Raw genomic sequence first — 18,818 nt, 5'->3', positions numbered from 1 at the left:
ACCTACCTTTTCTAATCGCGCATTTTCGGATCTAACGCATCTCGCAGTCCATCTGCAACCATATTAAAACAAATCATAATTAAGCTGATAACTGTCGCTGGAATAATCATTTGATATGGATAAAGCTGTAATACTTTAAATCCTTCGTCAATCAAAGTACCTAATGAAGCATCAGGCGGCTGTAATCCTAGTCCGATAAAGCTCAAGAAAGCTTCAAAGAAAATCGCACTTGGAATGGTAAACATTGTGTTAATAATAATAACACCAGCCAAATTTGGGATTAAATGCTTACTAATAATTTTTCCATTTGATAGCCCTAATGTTCTTGCAGCTAAAACATACTCTTGATTCTTCAGCTTCAGTACTTGAGCGCGGATTACCCTTGCCATCGTAATCCAGCCTGTAATCGTCAGTGCCAACGTAATGGATAAAATCCCTGGATCTAACAGGATGGTCATTAAGATTACAACGACTAGATTCGGAATTCCTGATAAAATCTCGATAATACGCTGCATCAAAGTATCGGTTCTTCCCCCAACAAAGCCGGAAATGGCACCATAAATAACACCAATCACCATATCAATAGCTGCAGCTAAAAAGGCAATGTAAAGTGATACTTGTGTTCCTTTCCATAAACGGGTAAACAAATCTCTTCCTAAGCTATCTGTTCCAAACCAATAATATTCCTCAACGTTTTTTTGTTCGTAAGCGTTATAAACATCACCATTTTTCCTTGTCAAATTCCCATCAAATGGCAACCAACTTACATTTTCCAATACTGGAATGCGTGGTGGTAAATTATTGTGCTGTAAATTTTGCTCTTGATAGGTCCGACCTGATATATGAGGACCGACAAGTGCCATAATCGTTAATATCGCAATTATCACCAAACTAACGATAGCACCCTTATTTTTCTTCACCCTAAGCCATGCATCCTGCCAGTAGTTAAGGCTTGGCTTAGAAATTTCCTCACTTTTCTTTGAATCAAGTTGAGCGGGTGAAAACATTTCTTTTGCAATTTTTTCTTGCGCCATTATTTTTTCCCTCCCGCTAAACGAATTCGTGGATCAATGACACCGTATAAAAGATCAACGATTAAAATAACTGCAACAAATAATCCCGCAAATAAAAGCGTTGTTCCCATAATAACTGGGTAGTCATTTACTTGGATAGATTTAACGAATTGTTCTCCAATTCCTGGAATACCAAAGATTTTTTCGATGACTAATGAACCAGTCATTAAACTAACGACGAGTGGTCCTAATACCGTAATAACTGGAATGAGAGCATTTCTCAATGCATGTTTGAAAGCTATTTCAAACCAGCTTGCCCCTTTTGCTTTAGCAAGAGTGATATAATCAGATTCCATTACTTCAATCATTTCTGTTCTCACAAAACGTGAAGCTGTCGCAAGAGGGAACATTGCGAGCGCAATTGTTGGGAGCACCATATATTCTGGGCCACGCCAAAAAGCTACAGGGAACCAACCAAGTTTCACTGCGACATAATATTGAAGCAATCCGGCAAATACAAATGAAGGAATTGATTTACCAAGTACAGCGATAAAAGTCGAAGTATAATCTACCCATGTATTTTGCTTTAGGGCAGCAACAACTCCTAAAATAATCCCAAAAAATGTACCGAATAGTATTGCTAACGCCCCTAGTGTTGCTGAAGGGCCAAGGCTTTTAATGATGATGTCAGTAACCCCAACGTTATTAAATTGAAATGAAACACCTAAATCTCCTTTTAATAAGTTCATCATATAATTTGCATATTGTACTGGCACTGGATCATCGAGACCGTACTTATCAATCATAATGCTCAGCTGTGTCTCTGATAATTTATCTGCATTTGAAAAAGGCGTACCTGGGATAATCTTCATGAGGAAAAAAGTAAACGAGGCAATTAAAAATAGAGTTACCACCATATAAATGATACGCTGAGTCAGATATTTCGCCATTTCTTACGCACCCCCTAATTTTTTAAAATCTCAAAAAAGTAAGACTGTTTTTTTGCAAAGGGAAAAGAGAGTATATTGAGAAACAATATACTCTCTTCTTATAACAATTTAAGTTATTGTCATAATTTTCCTATTATTTTACAGAAGTCCACTTAAAGCTATACTCAGGTCCTACTAAATGGTAAGTAAAGTTTTCTACTTTCTCATTTACAAGTAGGTTAGAAGAACGTTGATAAAGTGGTGCAATTGCTGCATCCTCTTCAAGTAAAATTCTTTCTGCCTCAGCAAGTGCTTCATAGCGTTCCACTGGCTTTTGAGCTAAAGTAGTTTGTGCTTCTTCAATAAGTTGGTCATACTTTTCATTAGAGTAGTCCATCTTATTATTTCCGCCGCCAGTTAACCAAAGAGCTTGGAATGTCATTGGGTCTAAATAGTCAGGACCCCAACCAGCCATTTGCAAATCGTAATCCTGCTTGTTTTGACGGTCAATACGTACACTGAATGGTACGCTCTCTACGTTAATTTTCATTCCAGGAAGATTTGTTTCTAACTGGTTTTTCACATATTCAGCCGATTTCTTTGCTGTTTCTGTATCATCAGTCAAATATCTTAGTTCAACAGAATCAGTGCCAAGCTCAGCTAAACCAGCTTCCCAAGCCTTTTTCGCTTCATCTACGTTATATGGCAACAATTCATTTCCGTTAATAGTACGGAAATCTTCGCCAGTTTCATCATTTTTAACGAATTCATTTGGAACAGCATAGTTTGCCACGATAGAACCGTTGTTTAATACGCTATTAACGAAGTCTTCTTTATTAATTGCTTGTGCAATTGCCTTACGGATATTGACATTTTTCAAAGCATCGCTATTCTTTTGGTTCATTTTCAACCAGAAGATTGTTGGTTCTAACCACTTAACTAATCTTGGGTCTCCCTCGTACTGAGGTACTACATCCGAAGAAAGTTTAGAAGTAATATCTACTTCTCCTGTCTCAAATGCATTTGCTGCAGCTTGAGAGTCTTTTAATACGTTCCATGTAACCTTTTCTAATTTAACAGTGTCAGCATCCCAATATTCTGTATTCTTCACATAAGACCATTCAGAGTCGGTACTTCCGTCCCAATCTGCTAAAACGAATGGACCATTATATAGAATAGAATCAGAATTCACTCCAAAATTTTCGCCTTGTTCTTCAACAAACTTTTGATTTTGTGGATAGAACGTTGGGAAAGCCATTAATGATTTGAAATAAGGAACCGGTCTCTCAAGAGTGACTTCGAGAGTTTTATCATCGAGTGCCTTTACCCCTAAAGTATTGAGATCATACTCTTTCTTTTGAGCTGCTGCTGCAGTAATTTCAGCTGCACCTTTAATTTTTCCATCCATCATGTATGGACCATATTCGGAAGCAGTTTCAGGATCAATTGCACGCTGCCAAGCATAAACAAAGTCGTGTGCCGTAACAGGTTCTCCATTAGACCATTTTGCATCTCTTAATTTAAATGTATAAACTGTACCGTCTTCACTAACTTCAGGCTCACCTTCTGCCATACCCTCTACAACCTCTTGGTTTCCATCTAAACGATATAAACCTTCATTAACATTGTTTAATGTTGTAAAGCTGATTGTATCTGTTGATTTTACACTATCCATGTTTGGTATAGCCTGTGCTTCCAACATCTTTATTTCTTGTGCCGCTGTTTTGTCAGCACCCTTTTCTTTATCATCTTTACCAGCATTATCTCCGCCGCCACCGCAAGCAGCTAAAAATGTGCTAATTGCGAGCATTAAAGATAAAAGTAGAAAAAATTTCGACTTTTTCACTAGTAGACCTCCCCTTCTTTATTTTCAGAAAAATGGTTACAATGACTATTATACAGATAATAAAGTTTTTGTAAATTATTTTCTTGAAAAAATTTTATTTTACAGAAATGTCAGTAATTTATCCTTTTCATAATTTTAGTTTTATAAAAAAATACCTTTATAGCAATATTTATGCACTAAAAGTGATAATTACTGCATTTATATTAATTTTATCTTATTATTAAATTGAATAATTTTTTTATACGGAGTTGATATTTTGAAAAAGCAATTACCCAAAATAGCTTGGTTATTTTTTATTTCTAACTTTTTAATTTTTCTTCTTTCCTTTCTGTTTTATCGTAAAATTTCTCTGTTGCTCTATATTAATATTTCTTTTTACATCGGAGCATTATTCATATTTATTTCTTTACTATTTTTAACCATCAAAAGCGGTTTTTTTGACCAAATGACAAGATCGTTTCGCCTCGTTTTTGCAGGTAAAAATAGCAATAAAAAGGAAATAGAAGAAATGGCATTGCCATCACAAATGATTTCAATCAATACACTTCCTTTTTTAATTAATGGCCTTTTGATTATTGCTTTTATGCTTATCGCATTAGCGAACTATTCATGAGCGTATTTTACAGGTCTGCCCCCAGTCAATGTTTTAAGTCAAATAGAAAAATGGTATAATTTATTAATCGAGAATAGGAGGAAACATGAATGGAAACGATTTTTTCGGGTATACAGCCAAGCGGAACCATTACGCTTGGAAACTATATTGGCGCAATGAAGCAATTTGTTGAATTGCAAGATGAATATAATTGTTATTTCTGCATCGTTGATGAGCACGCTATTACTGTGCCACAGGATCCGATTCAGCTTAGAAAAAACATTAAAAGCCTTGCTGCACTTTACTTAGCAGTTGGAATAGATCCTGAAAAAGCGACGCTTTTTATCCAATCTGAAGTGCCTGCCCATGCCCAGGCAGGATGGATGCTTCAATGCGTCACTTATATTGGCGAATTGGAAAGAATGACTCAATTTAAAGATAAATCACAAGGAAAGGATGCTGTCGTTGCCGGATTGCTGACATATCCTCCATTAATGGTAGGAGATATTTTATTGTATCAAACCAATTTAGTCCCTGTTGGGGAAGACCAAAAGCAGCATTTGGAACTAACAAGGGATATTGCAGAGAGATTCAATAAGAAATACAATGACATTTTTACGATCCCTGAAGTGCGCATCCCGAAGGACGGTGCCAGGATCATGTCGCTCCAAGATCCATTAAAGAAGATGAGTAAATCGGACCCGAATCAGAAAGCATTTATTTCTTTATTGGATGAGCCAAAGCAAATCGAAAAAAAGATTAAAAGTGCTGTAACAGATTCAGAAGGTATTGTAAAATTCGATCGAGAAAATAAGCCTGGAATTTCAAATTTATTAACGATTTATTCTATTATTGCCAATAAACCTATTCCAGAATTGGAAAAAGAATATGAAGGCAAAGGATATGGAGACTTTAAAGGCGATTTAGCTAAAGTATTAATCGAAGCACTCGAGCCGATCCAACAGAAATACTATCAGCTACTGGACTCTCCGGAGCTTGATGAAATTTTAGATCACGGAGCAGCGAAAGCGACTGCCGTCGCAAGCAAAATGGTTAGAAAAATGGAAAATGCTATGGGGCTTGGAAGAAAGAAAAGAAAATAATTGTTTCAATATAACAAACCGCTTGTCCGTTTCGACAAGCGGCTTGTTATTGACGTCTTCAACTTAATTTACCCTTGAGCCATGCTCCATCTCCCACAATTTCTCAAAGAAAGGCTGTCCCTTAATTAAATTCTCACAAAACTGTTCATGCTTAGCGGACCAGCCATATTGAATTTCTTCATATAATTGCTGCCAAACCTCTTCAAAAGGCAATTGTTGTATCTCACCGTAACGTTCTGGACTCCACTCCGTATACCAATAGCGAATCTCAGCAACATTATCACAGGCACGAAGCTGATCAAGAGCCATAAACAACAATTGTTTTAATTGTCTTTCCTTCCTTGTTAAACCATTCATCAATTCTGGTGCAGGAGATAAAATATGGAATTCCTTTAAAGAAGATGAATCATTAAAGGAATAGTCAATCGGTTCATGATTTTCGATCATTTCATAGACCAATTGCTCCTGTCTCGGAATCAACCTACTTTTGCGTATCGGAATGTTGTAACCGATTGTATCAACAACGATAATATCCATACCGTCAGTAGCAATGAAACAATAATCAAGTTGAACTCTCTCATGATTTTTTCGTAAATACGCCTTTTGATAAATGTCATCTAACAACTGCTGCGGCAGTTCAGATAAATCATTTTCTATGTATTTAAATAAAACCGTACTGACTTTCAATAATGGCACTTGATCGAGTAGCTCCACACCATCATCCTTGCGCCATTCATGGAAGTGACATACATTATATCCATTCTCTTCACCTTCAAACCAATTGACCCAAACATCATGAAGATATAACATGAATCTACCCCTCACTCCTTCAATCATACTTCCTCCACATCTAGATGCGAAATACTTTATGCGCAATAAAGTTATCTGTTTGTCACTCAGTATGGGCAGTGAGGGGGCAATTTATTCCCAAAAATCCCACCTTAAACCAATTTCTTTAAAGTCGGTGTTGATGTTTGGCTCCGTTCATGTGAAACAAAAGGTTTTTACACGAAAGAAGCCTAACTTCGTCTTATCAACTTCCAGAAAGCCAATCTTTAGCAATCTTTATGTTGGCTAAAAAAAGAAAAGACCCGCAAAACTTCGCGGATCTTTTCTTTTATATTTGTTATTCAGCTTTAATTGGTTCTTCTTGTGTAACAGAAATTTCATGATATTTTGTAGGTAGTACCCCTTCTTCAATCGTGTAGTTATGAACACGGTTGTTAACAGGTACCAGAATCGCACGATATAATGTTGGGAATACTGGCACTTCATCTACCATGAATTGTTGCCATTCTTTATATGCTTCTTTACGGTAATCCATATCAAACGCTTCTTGTGAAACCCCTTTTGCCATGATTTCATCATTCTTGTCACTTGCATAACGGGAGAAGTTATAGATGGCATCGCGACCATATAAACCTCGTGGGTCTACATCAATACCAACACCCCATGCACCTTGGAAAATATCAACTTTCGGATCATCATCGCCATTTTGCCCTACTCTCTCATAGAAAGAGTTAAACTCTTGGAGGCGGCCATCTAATAATTCAACTTTTAATCCAACAGCTTCCCATGCTTGGATATAATATTGAGCAAGCGGTTCAGCCGTGTCTCCACCAGACATTGTTGCAAAGTTAATCACTAACGGCTCTCCATTTTTATCTTCGCGAATTCCATCGCCATCCACATCGACATAACCTGCTTCTTCAAGCAATTGCTTTGCTTTTTCCGGATCATACGCCAATCCAGGATTTGTTTCATCATGGAATTCAGGATGAGACGGAGGAATTAATGTTGTCGCATTCCAGCGAAGACCGTGATAGAACTTGTTACCAACTGTATCATTATCAACCGCATGCCACATTGCTTTTCGGAGATTGACATCTGCCATTTTTGCATTTGGATCAGGTTTTACGGTTGCTGTTTCCTTATCCCATGTACCTAGTTTAAAACCAATATATGTGTAAGCACGGTCGATCTTTCCTAACCATTCAACATTCGATAAATTTGCATTGCTAGGGAATTGATCCACATCAAATTTATCTACAGTATCAACCTCACCCTTTTGTAGAGCTTGAGCTACAACATTCGGGTTGATGACTTTGACTGTAACTTGGTCTAGCTTTGGTTCTCCACGCCAGTAGTCCGGGTTTTTCTTCATCACTACTGCTTCACCAGGAGTGATGCTCTCAACGATGAAAGGACCGAAACCAATTGGGTTTTGACGGACTTCCGCTGATGCTGACATATCTGCTACTGCCATATCTCCAAAAATATGTTTTGCAAGTGGATATGTCCAAATACTTCCTGTTACTAATGACGGAGTTGATTCTTTATATGTGATTTGCAACGTTTTTTCGTCTAATACTTCAATACCAGTAATCGTATCTGCCTCTCCTGCACGGTAAGCCTCTACTCCAACAATATTCGTGAAATCTGAACCATAGCGTGGACCATCATAGTCAGGATCGGAAATCACTTCATGGGCAAATAACCAATCTTCTGCCGTTACAGGCTGACCATCATGCCAGTTCACATTATCTCTAATTTGGAACTTGATTGTAACACCCTTGTCTGTTACTTGAGCTGCTTCTTCGGCAGGCAATGTTGCAAGGACATCAGCAGAAACTTCATCTAATGGCTCATAAGTTGCCGCCCCATCATTTGTGTATACATAGCTCTCATCCCAAGTTAATAACGATTCGTCAAACCAAGACAGAATTTCCGCATCTGGATTTCCAGAATAGAAATTCCAGTTTAATGTACCTTCAAACGCAGTATCAGAAACGAGACCAAAGGTAAAATTTCCACCTTCCATCGCATCCCCTTCATTTGTTTTAACCTGTTTGAAATCTTCGATGGAATATAGTCCATCTTCCTTTTTTGCATCTTCTGATGTCTTGTCTCCATCATCTGACTCTTTAGCAGAATCATCCTTGCCGCTAGAACAAGCTGCTAATGCAAGCACCAATACAAGCATAAGTGCCAACAGAAGCTTACTAAATTTAGCTTTCTTCATTTCATTGCCTCCCTTTTATCCTCTTCTTTGTCTTGCGTCAGTCGCACGCTTCAGCGCTTGACCAACATTGTTTATACTTAACATCAATACTAAAATTAGCACTGATGCTGGTACCCAAACCCACCATCTAAATTCAAGCGTTTGCGGGTTTCTTGCATAACTGACAAGAGTCCCTAAACTCGGTGTGCTTTCAGGGAAGCCAAACCCTAAGAATGATAACCCTGATTCCAAGCCAATATTAGCTGCCAAATTCAATGTCATCGTAACGATGATTAACGAACTTAAATTTGGCAGAACTTGTGTGAACATAATCTTAAAATTAGATGTTCCAAGTGTTTTCGAAGCTTGTACGTAATCTAGTTCTTTTTCTTGAAGTGCTTTCGAACGAATTAACCGGGCGATTCCCATCCATAAGAAAGCAGTCATAATTAAAGAGAATGTGAGAATACTATATTTCGGAACAATTGCAACGAACACGATAACAATCATTAAGAAAGGTAAAACTTGGAAAAAATCCAAAATCCTCATCATGATATTATCAACGGTTCCACCGAAATAACCTGCTACTAAACCATAGATAATGCCAATAGCACCAGTCATCAATGTAACTAAAATTCCAATGGATAAAGAGTTACGTGTTCCAATAATTAATTGACCAAATACGTCCCGTCCACCATAGTCTGTTCCAAGTAGAAACTCTTCGGAAGGCGGCTGATGAATTGAAAATAAATCAACCTTAACAATTTCTCTCACATCCAACAGTAATGAAGTTCCATACACTATAATCATAATGGCTATAAGAAATATTAAGGAAAACAATGCTACTTTGTCCCGCATAATCTCCCGACCGACAATTTTCCAGCCAGAAGGACTTTTAACGATTTCCGATCCTTTTCCAAGGTCTATTTTGTTTGTTTCCATTTTTGCTCACCTCACAGTTTACGATGCTTATTTAATCCGAATACGCGGGTCAACTAGGCTTAAAATAATATCTGATAGCAATGTACCCAAGATGGTTAAAATTCCAAATAATAAGACAAGAGATGTAACAACACTATAGTCACGAAGAAGAATGGAATTTAAGAATAATTGCCCCATCCCTGGATACCCAAAGATATTTTCGATAAAAATGGAGCCTCCGATTAACCCAGTGATTTCATATCCGAAGAAAGCAGCAATCGGCAACAGTGAATTTCTTAAAATATGGCGATTATACACTCTCGATTCAGATGCACCTTTTGCCCTTGCCGTTAAAATAAAATCCTTTTGTTTCGTATCAATAATCTCACTTCTTAAATATTGAACAGTTGATACGGTCGTGATCAATGCCATTGATAACGCTGGAAGCAGCATATGATACAGCTTGCTCATCACATATTCAAATGTTCCTGGTGTTAACCCTGGCTTAACACTGCCCCCTGTTGGAAACCAGCCAAGATGAAAACCGAAGATCCACAACATCACAAGTGCGAAAATGAAAAGTGGTGCTGCAAAACCAATATACGTATAACCTGTAATTAAACGATCCGCCCACGAATCATTATAGCGCCCACTCGTAATCCCAAGCGGAATCGCAATTAAATACGTTAAAACTAAAGTCAGAAGTGAAAGCCAGAATGAATTTACAATTCTTTGCCACACCAATTCAGAAACAGGCATTTTAAAGTGAAAGGATTGGCCTAAATCACCTGTGAACACTCCTGCAACCCACCTCGTGTATTGCTCATACCACGGATCGTTCAATCCTAACTCTTCCCGTTTTTCGGCGATCGTGTTCGGATCAACATTTGGATCAATCAAACCGGTTAAAGCATCACCAGGCATCATTTTTGCTAGCATAAATACGATAATACTCAGTAAAATTACTTGTGGAATCATTATCATGATTCGTCGTATAGAAAATTTCCACATAACAATCAACCTTTCTCAGGCAAAGCCACTAGATGTGTGTCCGATACGGGCTGTAGTTGAAAGGCCAAGCCCTCGTCATCAAAGTATTGATTATATGCCTGTTCATACTCGTTCTTAACTTCTTGGCGAAATTGCAGGTGCTGCTGCCGATTTCGTGGATTCATATCAGGAATCGCTGCAACCAGACGTTTTGTGTATATATGCTGTGGATGATTAAAAATATCCTCTTTCGTTCCAGACTCTACATATCTACCTTTATACATAATGCCAATTTGGTCACACATATGTTTGATAACCCCTAAATCGTGACTAATAAACAAATAGGTTAACCCTAGTTCTTTCTGAATTTCCTTCATGAAATTTAATACTTGAGCTTGTACGGAAACATCAAGTGCAGACACAGGCTCGTCTGCAATAATTAGTTTTGGTTTCAATGCAATTGCTCTTGCAATGCCAATCCTTTGTCTTTGTCCACCTGAAAACTCATGGGGGTATTTGAGAATACTTTCCGGGTTTAAACCGACAAGTTCCAATAATTCTTGAACTCTCTTTGTTTCTTCCCCTTTTGTTAACTTTTCATAATTTCGTAAAGGTTCAGAAATAATATCAATAACCCGTTTTTTAGGATTTAACGAGGAATATGGATCCTGAAAAATCATTTGAATATCTCTGCGAATATCCTTATTCGCTTTATTTAAATTCGTGATATCCTGTCCTTCAAAAAAAACTTGTCCAGAGGTAATTTTATTTAGACCAATAATTGCCCTTCCTGTCGTTGTTTTACCAGAGCCAGATTCGCCAACTAGCCCATATGTTTTTCCTTTTTCTATAGAAAAGTTGACCCCATCTACTGCTTTGATATGAGCCAATGTCCGACCAAATAATCCGCCTTTCACAGGAAAATGAACCTTTAAGTCTTTTACTTCAAGATACGACATGCCGATTACCCTCCTTATCTCGATCAGGGAAATGAAAATCCTTGTAGCAGGTGCAGCGAACAAAGTGCCCTGGGCTTACTTCATGCAGTTGAGGATTTTTCTCATGTGCTGAATCCGCAATCCAGGGAATTCTCGCACCAAATCGACAGCCTTCTCTCGGTAAATTTTGTAATGCCGGAACTACACCTTGAATAACATGTAGGGTGGATTGCTCCTCGTTTGCCGTCGGCACCGAATTCAAGAGCGATCTTGTATAAGGATGTAAAGGATTTTCAAATAATGTATAGACATCAGCTATTTCAACAATTTGACCTGCGTACATCACTGCGACTCGATCAGCCATTTCTGCTACCACTCCTAAATCATGGGTAATCAGGATAACGCCAGCTCCAGACTCTTCTTTCAATTCCTTAATTAAATCCAGAATTTGTGATTGAATGGTAACATCAAGAGAAGTTGTGGGTTCATCTGCAATTAACAGTTCCGGATTATTAGCAATTGCCATTGCAATCACAACCCTTTGTCTCATCCCTCCAGATAGTTCATGAGGAAATTGATTAAAAACATGTTCAGGGCGGGGAATACCAACTTTATTCAATAATTCTAGTACTCTCTCTTTTCGCTTTTCCGCAGAATTTGTTCCATGTATGAGCAGTATTTCTCCGATTTGCTCTCCGATAATCATAAGTGGATTCAAGGCTGTTAAAGGATCCTGAAAGATCATCCCCATGTCCTTTCCACGTAGTTTATTTAATTTACTAGTCGGTAAATTCGCAATATTCTGACCTTTAAAATCGATATTCCCTTCAATTTTTGCTCTGCTATGAAGATTCATAATAGAAAAGGCTAAAGCACTTTTACCGCATCCGGATTCTCCGACAATCGCTAGTAATTCATTTTTATTAACTGTTAAAGATACTCCGTCTACTGCTGGATAATAGTCATCTTTAATTCGAAAAGATGTCCGTAAATTATCTATTTTTAAGATTGGTTCGCTCAAAATAAATCCCCCTACCCTTTCACATAAAACTATGAATAGTGAACTTAAGCTTTTTAACAGCTATATTTCGAAGGCAAATTTGCATTTTGCCCGTTATTCAAATTATTCTGTTTATTCGTTCGGTTGATTAAAATATTATTACAATTTTGTTAAAATAGCAAGAGTTTTTTTACAATTATCAAAGTTCTCTTTATTTATAAATTTTCAAACGCTTGTCTGACAAGACTTTGAACCAATTACACTTGTTTCACTTTATGAAATTTTCGGAATTCGAATAAAAATTTATTTTTTCAGAAAAATTTACATCTTTAAGCAATGCTTTTGTAAGATGATATCCCAATGCATATCCAAGAAGCTTCGGGTAACCCCTTTTCCCGTATAAAATTCGGTCATGAAGTGGCTGTTCCCTTCCTGTTTCAATTATTTTCTCTTTTAACTCTCGCCAGTATTGCTCTAATTCTTTCTCCGTATAATAATCGCACCATTTTGCTCGATATTTGCTGCCACAGTAATACTCTACAGCATATTCTGCAAGTCCCTCTAATATGATGGAATCTAGCAAATTATAGTCAATTATTTCCTTTTTTTGCTTATTCATCCTGCAAACATGATGATATTCATGGACAAATAAAGCTTCCAATTCCATCAAATCTTCAAGTGGAGTTAAAAACAAAAACATTTTCTTTTTAAAGGAAACACCGCCTTTATCTCCAAATCGGCGATCAATGGGAAATATATAAATATTCACGTCTGGACCATTCCATAATTTTTGATATTTCGTTAATAGCTTTCTCACTTCTTCCCATATTTTATTTTTTTGCAATCTTTGAAAATAGTCCCATGTCCTTCGATTCGGTGTATACATTCCAAACTGGACCAAATATGAATATAAATCAGACTTACTCAAGTCAATTTTTTGGCAGATTTTTTTCGGATTGTCAAAATGATCATTTAACCATTTATCCGTTTCAACAACTCCCACATTCCCACCTCCAATTTTTCATTAGTGTATGAAAATAAGTTTAAAAAGAGACTTTACGCTGATAAAAAAGGAGCAAAGGTATTGTTCTTTTCGAATGAAGCTGCAGTTTCAATTTGCCTCCAGCAGATATTTAGTCTTTTCTCTGTGTCGCTAGATTTTTGTCATGCTCTCTCTATCCTTCAGTGCAATGAATACGAGGTGGACGAATGTCCTCCTCGATGCCTTTCTCAAACAATTTGTGCAAAAAGGAAGGTTACAAAGAGCATGAGTGTTTCGATGATAACCAAAAGCAGCATCAAGAAGTTCGTGAGTAAATCACTACAGAAGAGGAAAAGGAAATCGATGTAGAATCCGCATTAGGTCAGAGCAAATTTTATAGCGGATTCCAACGCTTTTCATTAGAAGCCTTTAATAAAACATCGTTGAATGGGTTCTTATTTGCGTTACCCATAATTAAATAAAGTGAGAATCCAATAAGTAAGGCGGGCAAGGAGTATAAAGTAAAAAGGAGGAAGCTCCCTTTCATAAAATAACCAAAACTTATACAAAAGAAAAAGCTGATATCAAAACGTCGTTTCTAACGACCTTTTGATACAGCTTCCTCTCATCAATCTTTATTATTCATATTTGCGAAAAACGATGGTTGCATTATGGCCACCAAATCCCAATGAATTGCTGAGAGCAGCTTGAACTGCCTGCTTTCTAGCAACATTTGGGACATAGTCTAAATCACATTCTGGATCAGGTGTTTGTAAATTGATTGTTGGTGGTAAAACAGAATCTCTTAAAGTCAATACGGTAAAAATAGCTTCAACTCCACCAGCTGCTCCAAGCAAATGACCTGTCATCGACTTCGTCGAACTGACTGCGAGCTTATAAGCATGCTCACCGAACACTTCCTTTATTGCTAATGTCTCAAATTTATCATTGTAATCTGTGCTCGTCCCATGGGCGTTAATATAACCAATATCTTCTGGCTTAAGCTCAGCGTCCTCGATCGCCATTTTCATCGCTCTTGCTCCACCTTCTCCACCTGGTGCGGGAGCTGTAATGTGATATGCATCGCCTGTTGCAGCGTAGCCTACAATTTCAGCATATATTTTGGCACCTCGTGCTAACGCATGCTCTAATTCTTCAAGCACGACAATTCCCGCTCCTTCTCCCATGACAAAGCCATCTCGATTTAAATCAAATGGACGGCTTGCTGTCTCTGGATCAGGATTTGTAGACAGCGCTTTGTTTGCACAGAAACCAGCCATTGCCATTCTAGAAATAGGCGCTTCTGACCCTCCTGTTACCATCACATCCGCTGCACCACGTTGAATTACCTTAAAGGCATCACCTATCGAATTGGTACCTGTTGCACAAGCAGTTACCGTACAGGAATTAAATCCTCTTGCTCCCAATGTTATAGAAACTTGACCTGCAGCCATATCAGGAATCATCATCGGAACAAAGAATGGGCTCACTCTACGATACCCTTTGTTTAAAAACGTTTCAAATTGATTTTCAAACGTCTCCATGCCACCGATGCCTGAACCTATCCATACACCGACACGGTGCGAATTATCATCATTAATTTCTAACCCTGCATCCTTGACTGCCATCAGTGAAGCTGCGACAGCATAATGGGTGAAACGATCCATTTTTCTAGCATCTTTTTTATCAATAAACTCTTCAACATTAAAATCCTTAACTTCAGCCACCACTTTAGCAGGATAATCATCTGGATTCAATCTTGTCAGTATCCCAACACCTGAAATACCTTCTTGAATCTTTTTCCAAATTGTCTCAGCATCATTTCCAAGTGGAGTAACGGCACCAATTCCCGTTACAACTACTCTTCTTTTCGTCATTGTATCCTTCTCCTTTGCACATAAATAGGTATGCTATCTTCCCCATCTTAATGCTATTGCTCCCCAGGTTAAGCCTCCACCGAAGCCAACCATTACAATAACATCATCATCTTTGATTTTTCCAGCTTCAAGCTCTTCAACAATTGAAATCGGAATCGAAGCAGCCGAAGTATTACCATATTTATGAACCGTTTTTGACATCTTTTCAAGTGGAAGTTCCAGCCTTTGTCTTGAAGCCTCCATAATTCGAATATTAGCTTGATGAGGAATGAGCATGTCTACATCTTCTTTTGTTAATCCAGCTTTATCTAATACTTTAACACTGCTTTCACCCATCTGCCTTACAGCAAATTTGAATACTTCTCTACCATTCATCATAATATATTCGTCTTGGTATAGGTATTTTCCTCCTGAACCATCCGCTCCTAATTCAAAAGCTAAAATACCACGGTTTTCCGATACTTGACCAATAACTGCCGCTCCAGCTCCATCGCCAAACAATACGGCCGTACTACGATCATCCCAATCCATGATCTTTGATAACTTTTCTACACCAACTACTAACACATACTTATATGCTCCGCCTTCAACAAATTGCTTCGCTGTCACCATGCCATACATAAACCCAGCACATGCTGCACTTATGTCCATCGCGGCAGCATTCACAGCTCCAAGCATTTCTTGAATTTTACAAGATACAGATGGGAAAGGAGTATCTGGTGTCACTGTAGCGACCAAAATTAAACCAATTTCCTCAGGTGAAATGTTTGCATTCTCAATTGCTTTTTTCGCAGCCCTAAATGCCATGTCAGAGGTATCTATATTTTGATCAGCAATTCGCCTTTCTTCAATTCCTGTTCTTGTTCGAATCCATTCATCAGAAGTATCCATTTTCTTTTCTAAATCCGTATTTGTAACAATATTATCCGGAAGAAATCTACCAATTCCTATAACTCCAGCGTTCATTCCTTATCTCCTTTCATCCAAAAAAGATGTAAGATTTTCATTCATTTATCATTCCAATTCACTTTTCCTAATTAAGATGAGCAAGCAAGTTTTATTTTTATTATCAATTATTATGACTTGGTACTAATTATTTTATCAAGAGAAATCATTTCCTGCAACTTTTTTCACCAGTATATTTGTTTCTTTCAAACTCCACGTTTGTCTATACCATTACAGACTAGAAAGAATAATTTAATATGGGATAAAAATAAGGAGGTGCCAGAAATGGAGGAGAAAAACACAAAAACGGAAGTAACTGATCGCTTTTCAAGATTCATGTTTGGAGAACGAAACACTCCTATTAGTGAGGAAACAACAGAAAATCAACATGAGAATTGGGACTGGATTCTAGGTGCACGGACAAGCGATAAAGCAAAGGCAGGAGACAAAAGCAGTCATCATAACGGAATCAATAAGTCGATTGAACAATTTTTACAAAATGTTGATTACATGGAAGTAATGCATCATGTCGATACATTAATGACATCGACAAAGGAGCTAAAACCACTTTTAAATAAAATCAAGCCAGTTCTAGAAAATCTCATTTCAAAGAAATCATAATAATTTAGGTAGAACATCAAAACAATCAAGCATTTTATCAATGCATATAAAAACTGCCTATCCATTTGAACAGGCAGTTTTGTTTAACAACGTAAAATTATCGATAAATTTCATAATAGCAATTTCAATTATTTTATTTTGGTAATTTACCTGTTTCTTTATACGTCTCGATCATTTTGTTAATGGTATCGATAAATTCTTGATCCACAAGTGGACTAAATTCTCCTAATGAAATAACATCATCTTGAAAATCAAAGGTGAGATTACCTGATTCCAATTTCCCTTTGTTAAATTGTTCTGCCACTAATTCATACAACGAGTCGACATGCTGAATCGTACTCGTCAATACAGTTGATTCACCTAAATCGGACTGGTCAGAAATATAGCCAATTGCATAAAGCCCATTTTCCTTTATCCTTTCTATAACTGGAACATTATAACCATCGCCTGCAGGATAAATGACATCGACATCGTTATGAAGCATTTCGTCTAAAAGCAACAGGGCTCGCTCATCATCATCCCATTGCCATACAAATTTAATGTTCACATTAACATCGTGATTCGCGAACACTGCTCCTTCATAAAACCCCTCAACCTCAGGCTGCCATTCATATGCAGCAATAATCCCCACATGATCGGTGCTTGTCATATGACCAGCGACCATTCCGCCAAAAAAACCCATAGCATAAGCATCAAAATTCAAGCTTGTCGTATTTTCTTGAGTTGCATTTCCATTAAAACTGACAAAATGAATATCCGGATATTCTTTTGAAAGCCTGTTAAAATAATCAGCATACTCATTGCCATGGCCAAAAATTAAATTAACACCTTTTTGATCAAATTCCTTTACAGCTCTTTGGACAACCGCTTCTGAATTCATTCCCTCTTTATAGTACACATCCACATTAAAGTGCGATTGGATTTTTAACATACCTTTATAACCTTTGGTACCCCAAACCTGATCATTCACGGTTTCTGGCACTAATAATCCGGCTTTTTTTAGTTCGCCTGTTCTTAATGTTTGTCCACACGCTGAAAGCGTAAAAAGGCATAAAAGAATCATCCCGAAACATGCTAATATCTTTTGCATTCTTTTTCCGCCTCTCAGATAAAATCGAAGATCAATCTTTCGTCCTAGTCGAAATGATGTAATCATTTTAATTCTACATTTATCAGGCATAATTGGGAAGAATTTTTTCTTTATCTTTACATTCCTAACATTTCAATTACCTTTTTTTGTTTTTTTAATCCCATCTCAAATGATGTTGCTTCCTTTATGATGACCTCACGTCCATCGACTCCCTTTTCAATAGTTCGAACCGGTGTTTCTTTAATTTCTAAAGACTTCGCACACTTTTCCCAAGCTTCTGACACGGCATTTTTCAAAATATATCGTTTCTCATCTTTCTCCATTAGCTTTAAAATATTTGCAACAACGTCCTCAACGTATAAAGCATCAGCGGTCCACTCTCTTGCAGTTATATTCCATTCATCTCTTTTCTTAACAAATGCTTGTTGAAAGAGGAAGGCTTCAGACTGCCATGGTCCATATACAGTGGGTAAAAAAAATTCCTGCACGACCTGATTTTGTTTTTTTGCAGACGAAATTAATTCTTCTAAATTATTTCTAACATCCCTAAAATCCTCATTAAATATGGACAGAGGGAGTAGAAGAATGATTTTATCGCGATTTTGCAGCAGCAACTGATTTTCAGTAAACGCAACTATTTGGTCTTCATCCGCTCGCATAAAAAAATCATAATAATCAATGATCAGGGGCGCTCTTTCAAAGCCTTCTCCTTTGAAGGAATTAAACTTCTCTTCCACAAAATTCGCATTCCTACCAATTTGTAATCGTTTCTCTTCTATTAAATATGATTCATTATTTTCTTTGTTAAAATGAACACCAACAACTTCCATTCCTTCTTCCAACATCTTCTTAGTAAAATGAAATCCTAAAAACTCAAATGTTCCAATCATAATTGCCTTGTCCATAGCAAAAAGCCTCCCTGAGTAAACTCTTACTCCATCATATGCTGTGGGAGGCTTGATTATTTCAA

Annotated in this window: 17 protein-coding genes; 3 read left to right on the top strand and 14 right to left on the bottom strand. The window is 37.3% G+C overall.

The window, feature by feature from the left end; genetic code table 11:
- Positions 1-11: 11 nt before the first annotated feature.
- From opp3C to PZE06_RS04510, 3 genes are all read right to left on the bottom strand, one after another.
- A complete protein-coding gene (gene opp3C / locus PZE06_RS04520) occupies positions 12-1,034 on the bottom strand; it encodes an oligopeptide ABC transporter permease (protein ID WP_095310054.1) in 1,023 nt (340 codons plus the stop codon).
- Positions 1,034-1,963, bottom strand: a complete 930-nt coding sequence (gene opp3b, locus PZE06_RS04515) for an oligopeptide ABC transporter permease (protein WP_095310053.1) — start codon at positions 1,961-1,963, stop codon at positions 1,034-1,036. The genes opp3C and opp3b overlap by 1 nt, the downstream gene beginning before the upstream one ends.
- Before the next feature lie 133 nt (positions 1,964-2,096).
- On the bottom strand, positions 2,097-3,788 hold the full coding sequence (locus PZE06_RS04510; RefSeq protein ID WP_150914560.1) for a peptide ABC transporter substrate-binding protein: 1,692 nt from the start codon (positions 3,786-3,788) through the stop codon (positions 2,097-2,099).
- Positions 3,789-4,044: 256 nt separating this feature from the next.
- Between PZE06_RS04510 and PZE06_RS04505 the strand changes: the two genes are divergently transcribed.
- Complete coding sequence (locus PZE06_RS04505) at positions 4,045-4,401, top strand: DUF3899 domain-containing protein (protein WP_170943574.1); 357 nt, start codon at positions 4,045-4,047, stop codon at positions 4,399-4,401.
- Positions 4,402-4,490: 89 nt separating this feature from the next.
- Positions 4,491-5,483, top strand: a complete 993-nt coding sequence (trpS, locus tag PZE06_RS04500; RefSeq protein WP_095310049.1) for a tryptophan--tRNA ligase — start codon at positions 4,491-4,493, stop codon at positions 5,481-5,483.
- 63 nt (positions 5,484-5,546) lie between these two features.
- Here trpS and PZE06_RS04495 read toward each other — a convergent pair whose 3' ends face one another.
- The 9 genes from PZE06_RS04495 to PZE06_RS04455 all read right to left on the bottom strand — a co-directional run bounded on the left by PZE06_RS04495 (position 5,547) and on the right by PZE06_RS04455 (position 16,158).
- Positions 5,547-6,293 (bottom strand): YjbA family protein, encoded by a 747-nt coding sequence (locus PZE06_RS04495; RefSeq protein ID WP_095310141.1) that lies wholly within the window; start codon positions 6,291-6,293, stop codon positions 5,547-5,549.
- A gap of 316 nt (positions 6,294-6,609) precedes the next feature.
- Entirely contained in the window at positions 6,610-8,505 is a 1,896-nt protein-coding gene (locus PZE06_RS04490) for an oligopeptide ABC transporter substrate-binding protein (protein WP_150914562.1), read from the bottom strand.
- Between the two features lie 15 nt (positions 8,506-8,520).
- A complete protein-coding gene (locus PZE06_RS04485) occupies positions 8,521-9,426 on the bottom strand; it encodes an ABC transporter permease (protein WP_150914564.1) in 906 nt (301 codons plus the stop codon).
- Between the two features lie 27 nt (positions 9,427-9,453).
- Positions 9,454-10,416 carry an oligopeptide ABC transporter permease gene (opp4B, locus tag PZE06_RS04480; RefSeq protein WP_137742683.1) on the bottom strand — a complete coding sequence of 321 codons (963 nt, stop codon included), beginning with the start codon at positions 10,414-10,416 and terminating at the stop codon, positions 9,454-9,456.
- Positions 10,417-10,421: 5 nt separating this feature from the next.
- On the bottom strand, positions 10,422-11,354 hold the full coding sequence (locus tag PZE06_RS04475) for an ABC transporter ATP-binding protein (protein WP_137742682.1): 933 nt from the start codon (positions 11,352-11,354) through the stop codon (positions 10,422-10,424).
- Entirely contained in the window at positions 11,341-12,354 is a 1,014-nt protein-coding gene (locus PZE06_RS04470) for an ABC transporter ATP-binding protein (protein WP_150914566.1), read from the bottom strand. The genes PZE06_RS04475 and PZE06_RS04470 overlap by 14 nt, the downstream gene beginning before the upstream one ends.
- A gap of 247 nt (positions 12,355-12,601) precedes the next feature.
- Positions 12,602-13,336 carry a DUF2268 domain-containing putative Zn-dependent protease gene (locus PZE06_RS04465; RefSeq protein ID WP_150914568.1) on the bottom strand — a complete coding sequence of 245 codons (735 nt, stop codon included), beginning with the start codon at positions 13,334-13,336 and terminating at the stop codon, positions 12,602-12,604.
- Positions 13,337-13,953: 617 nt separating this feature from the next.
- A complete protein-coding gene (gene fabF, locus PZE06_RS04460) occupies positions 13,954-15,192 on the bottom strand; it encodes a beta-ketoacyl-ACP synthase II (protein WP_150914570.1) in 1,239 nt (412 codons plus the stop codon).
- Positions 15,193-15,225: 33 nt separating this feature from the next.
- Positions 15,226-16,158 carry a beta-ketoacyl-ACP synthase III gene (locus PZE06_RS04455; RefSeq protein WP_150914572.1) on the bottom strand — a complete coding sequence of 311 codons (933 nt, stop codon included), beginning with the start codon at positions 16,156-16,158 and terminating at the stop codon, positions 15,226-15,228.
- 264 nt (positions 16,159-16,422) lie between these two features.
- On the opposite strand from PZE06_RS04455, the gene PZE06_RS04450 reads away from it, so the two are divergent.
- Positions 16,423-16,758 (top strand): hypothetical protein, encoded by a 336-nt coding sequence (locus tag PZE06_RS04450; RefSeq protein WP_150914574.1) that lies wholly within the window; start codon positions 16,423-16,425, stop codon positions 16,756-16,758.
- Positions 16,759-16,891: 133 nt separating this feature from the next.
- Here PZE06_RS04450 and PZE06_RS04445 read toward each other — a convergent pair whose 3' ends face one another.
- Both PZE06_RS04445 and PZE06_RS04440 read right to left on the bottom strand, forming a co-directional pair.
- Positions 16,892-17,848, bottom strand: a complete 957-nt coding sequence (locus PZE06_RS04445; protein ID WP_150914576.1) for a BMP family ABC transporter substrate-binding protein — start codon at positions 17,846-17,848, stop codon at positions 16,892-16,894.
- A gap of 116 nt (positions 17,849-17,964) precedes the next feature.
- Positions 17,965-18,753, bottom strand: a complete 789-nt coding sequence (locus tag PZE06_RS04440) for a hypothetical protein (RefSeq protein WP_150914578.1) — start codon at positions 18,751-18,753, stop codon at positions 17,965-17,967.
- Positions 18,754-18,818: the final 65 nt, after the last annotated feature.

Origin of the sequence: Robertmurraya sp. DFI.2.37 (assembly GCF_029211245.1) — a bacterium.
Taxonomy (GTDB): Bacteria; Bacillota; Bacilli; order Bacillales; family Cytobacillaceae; genus Robertmurraya; species Robertmurraya methanolica_A.
This window is presented reverse-complemented; position numbering and strand designations above follow the sequence as displayed.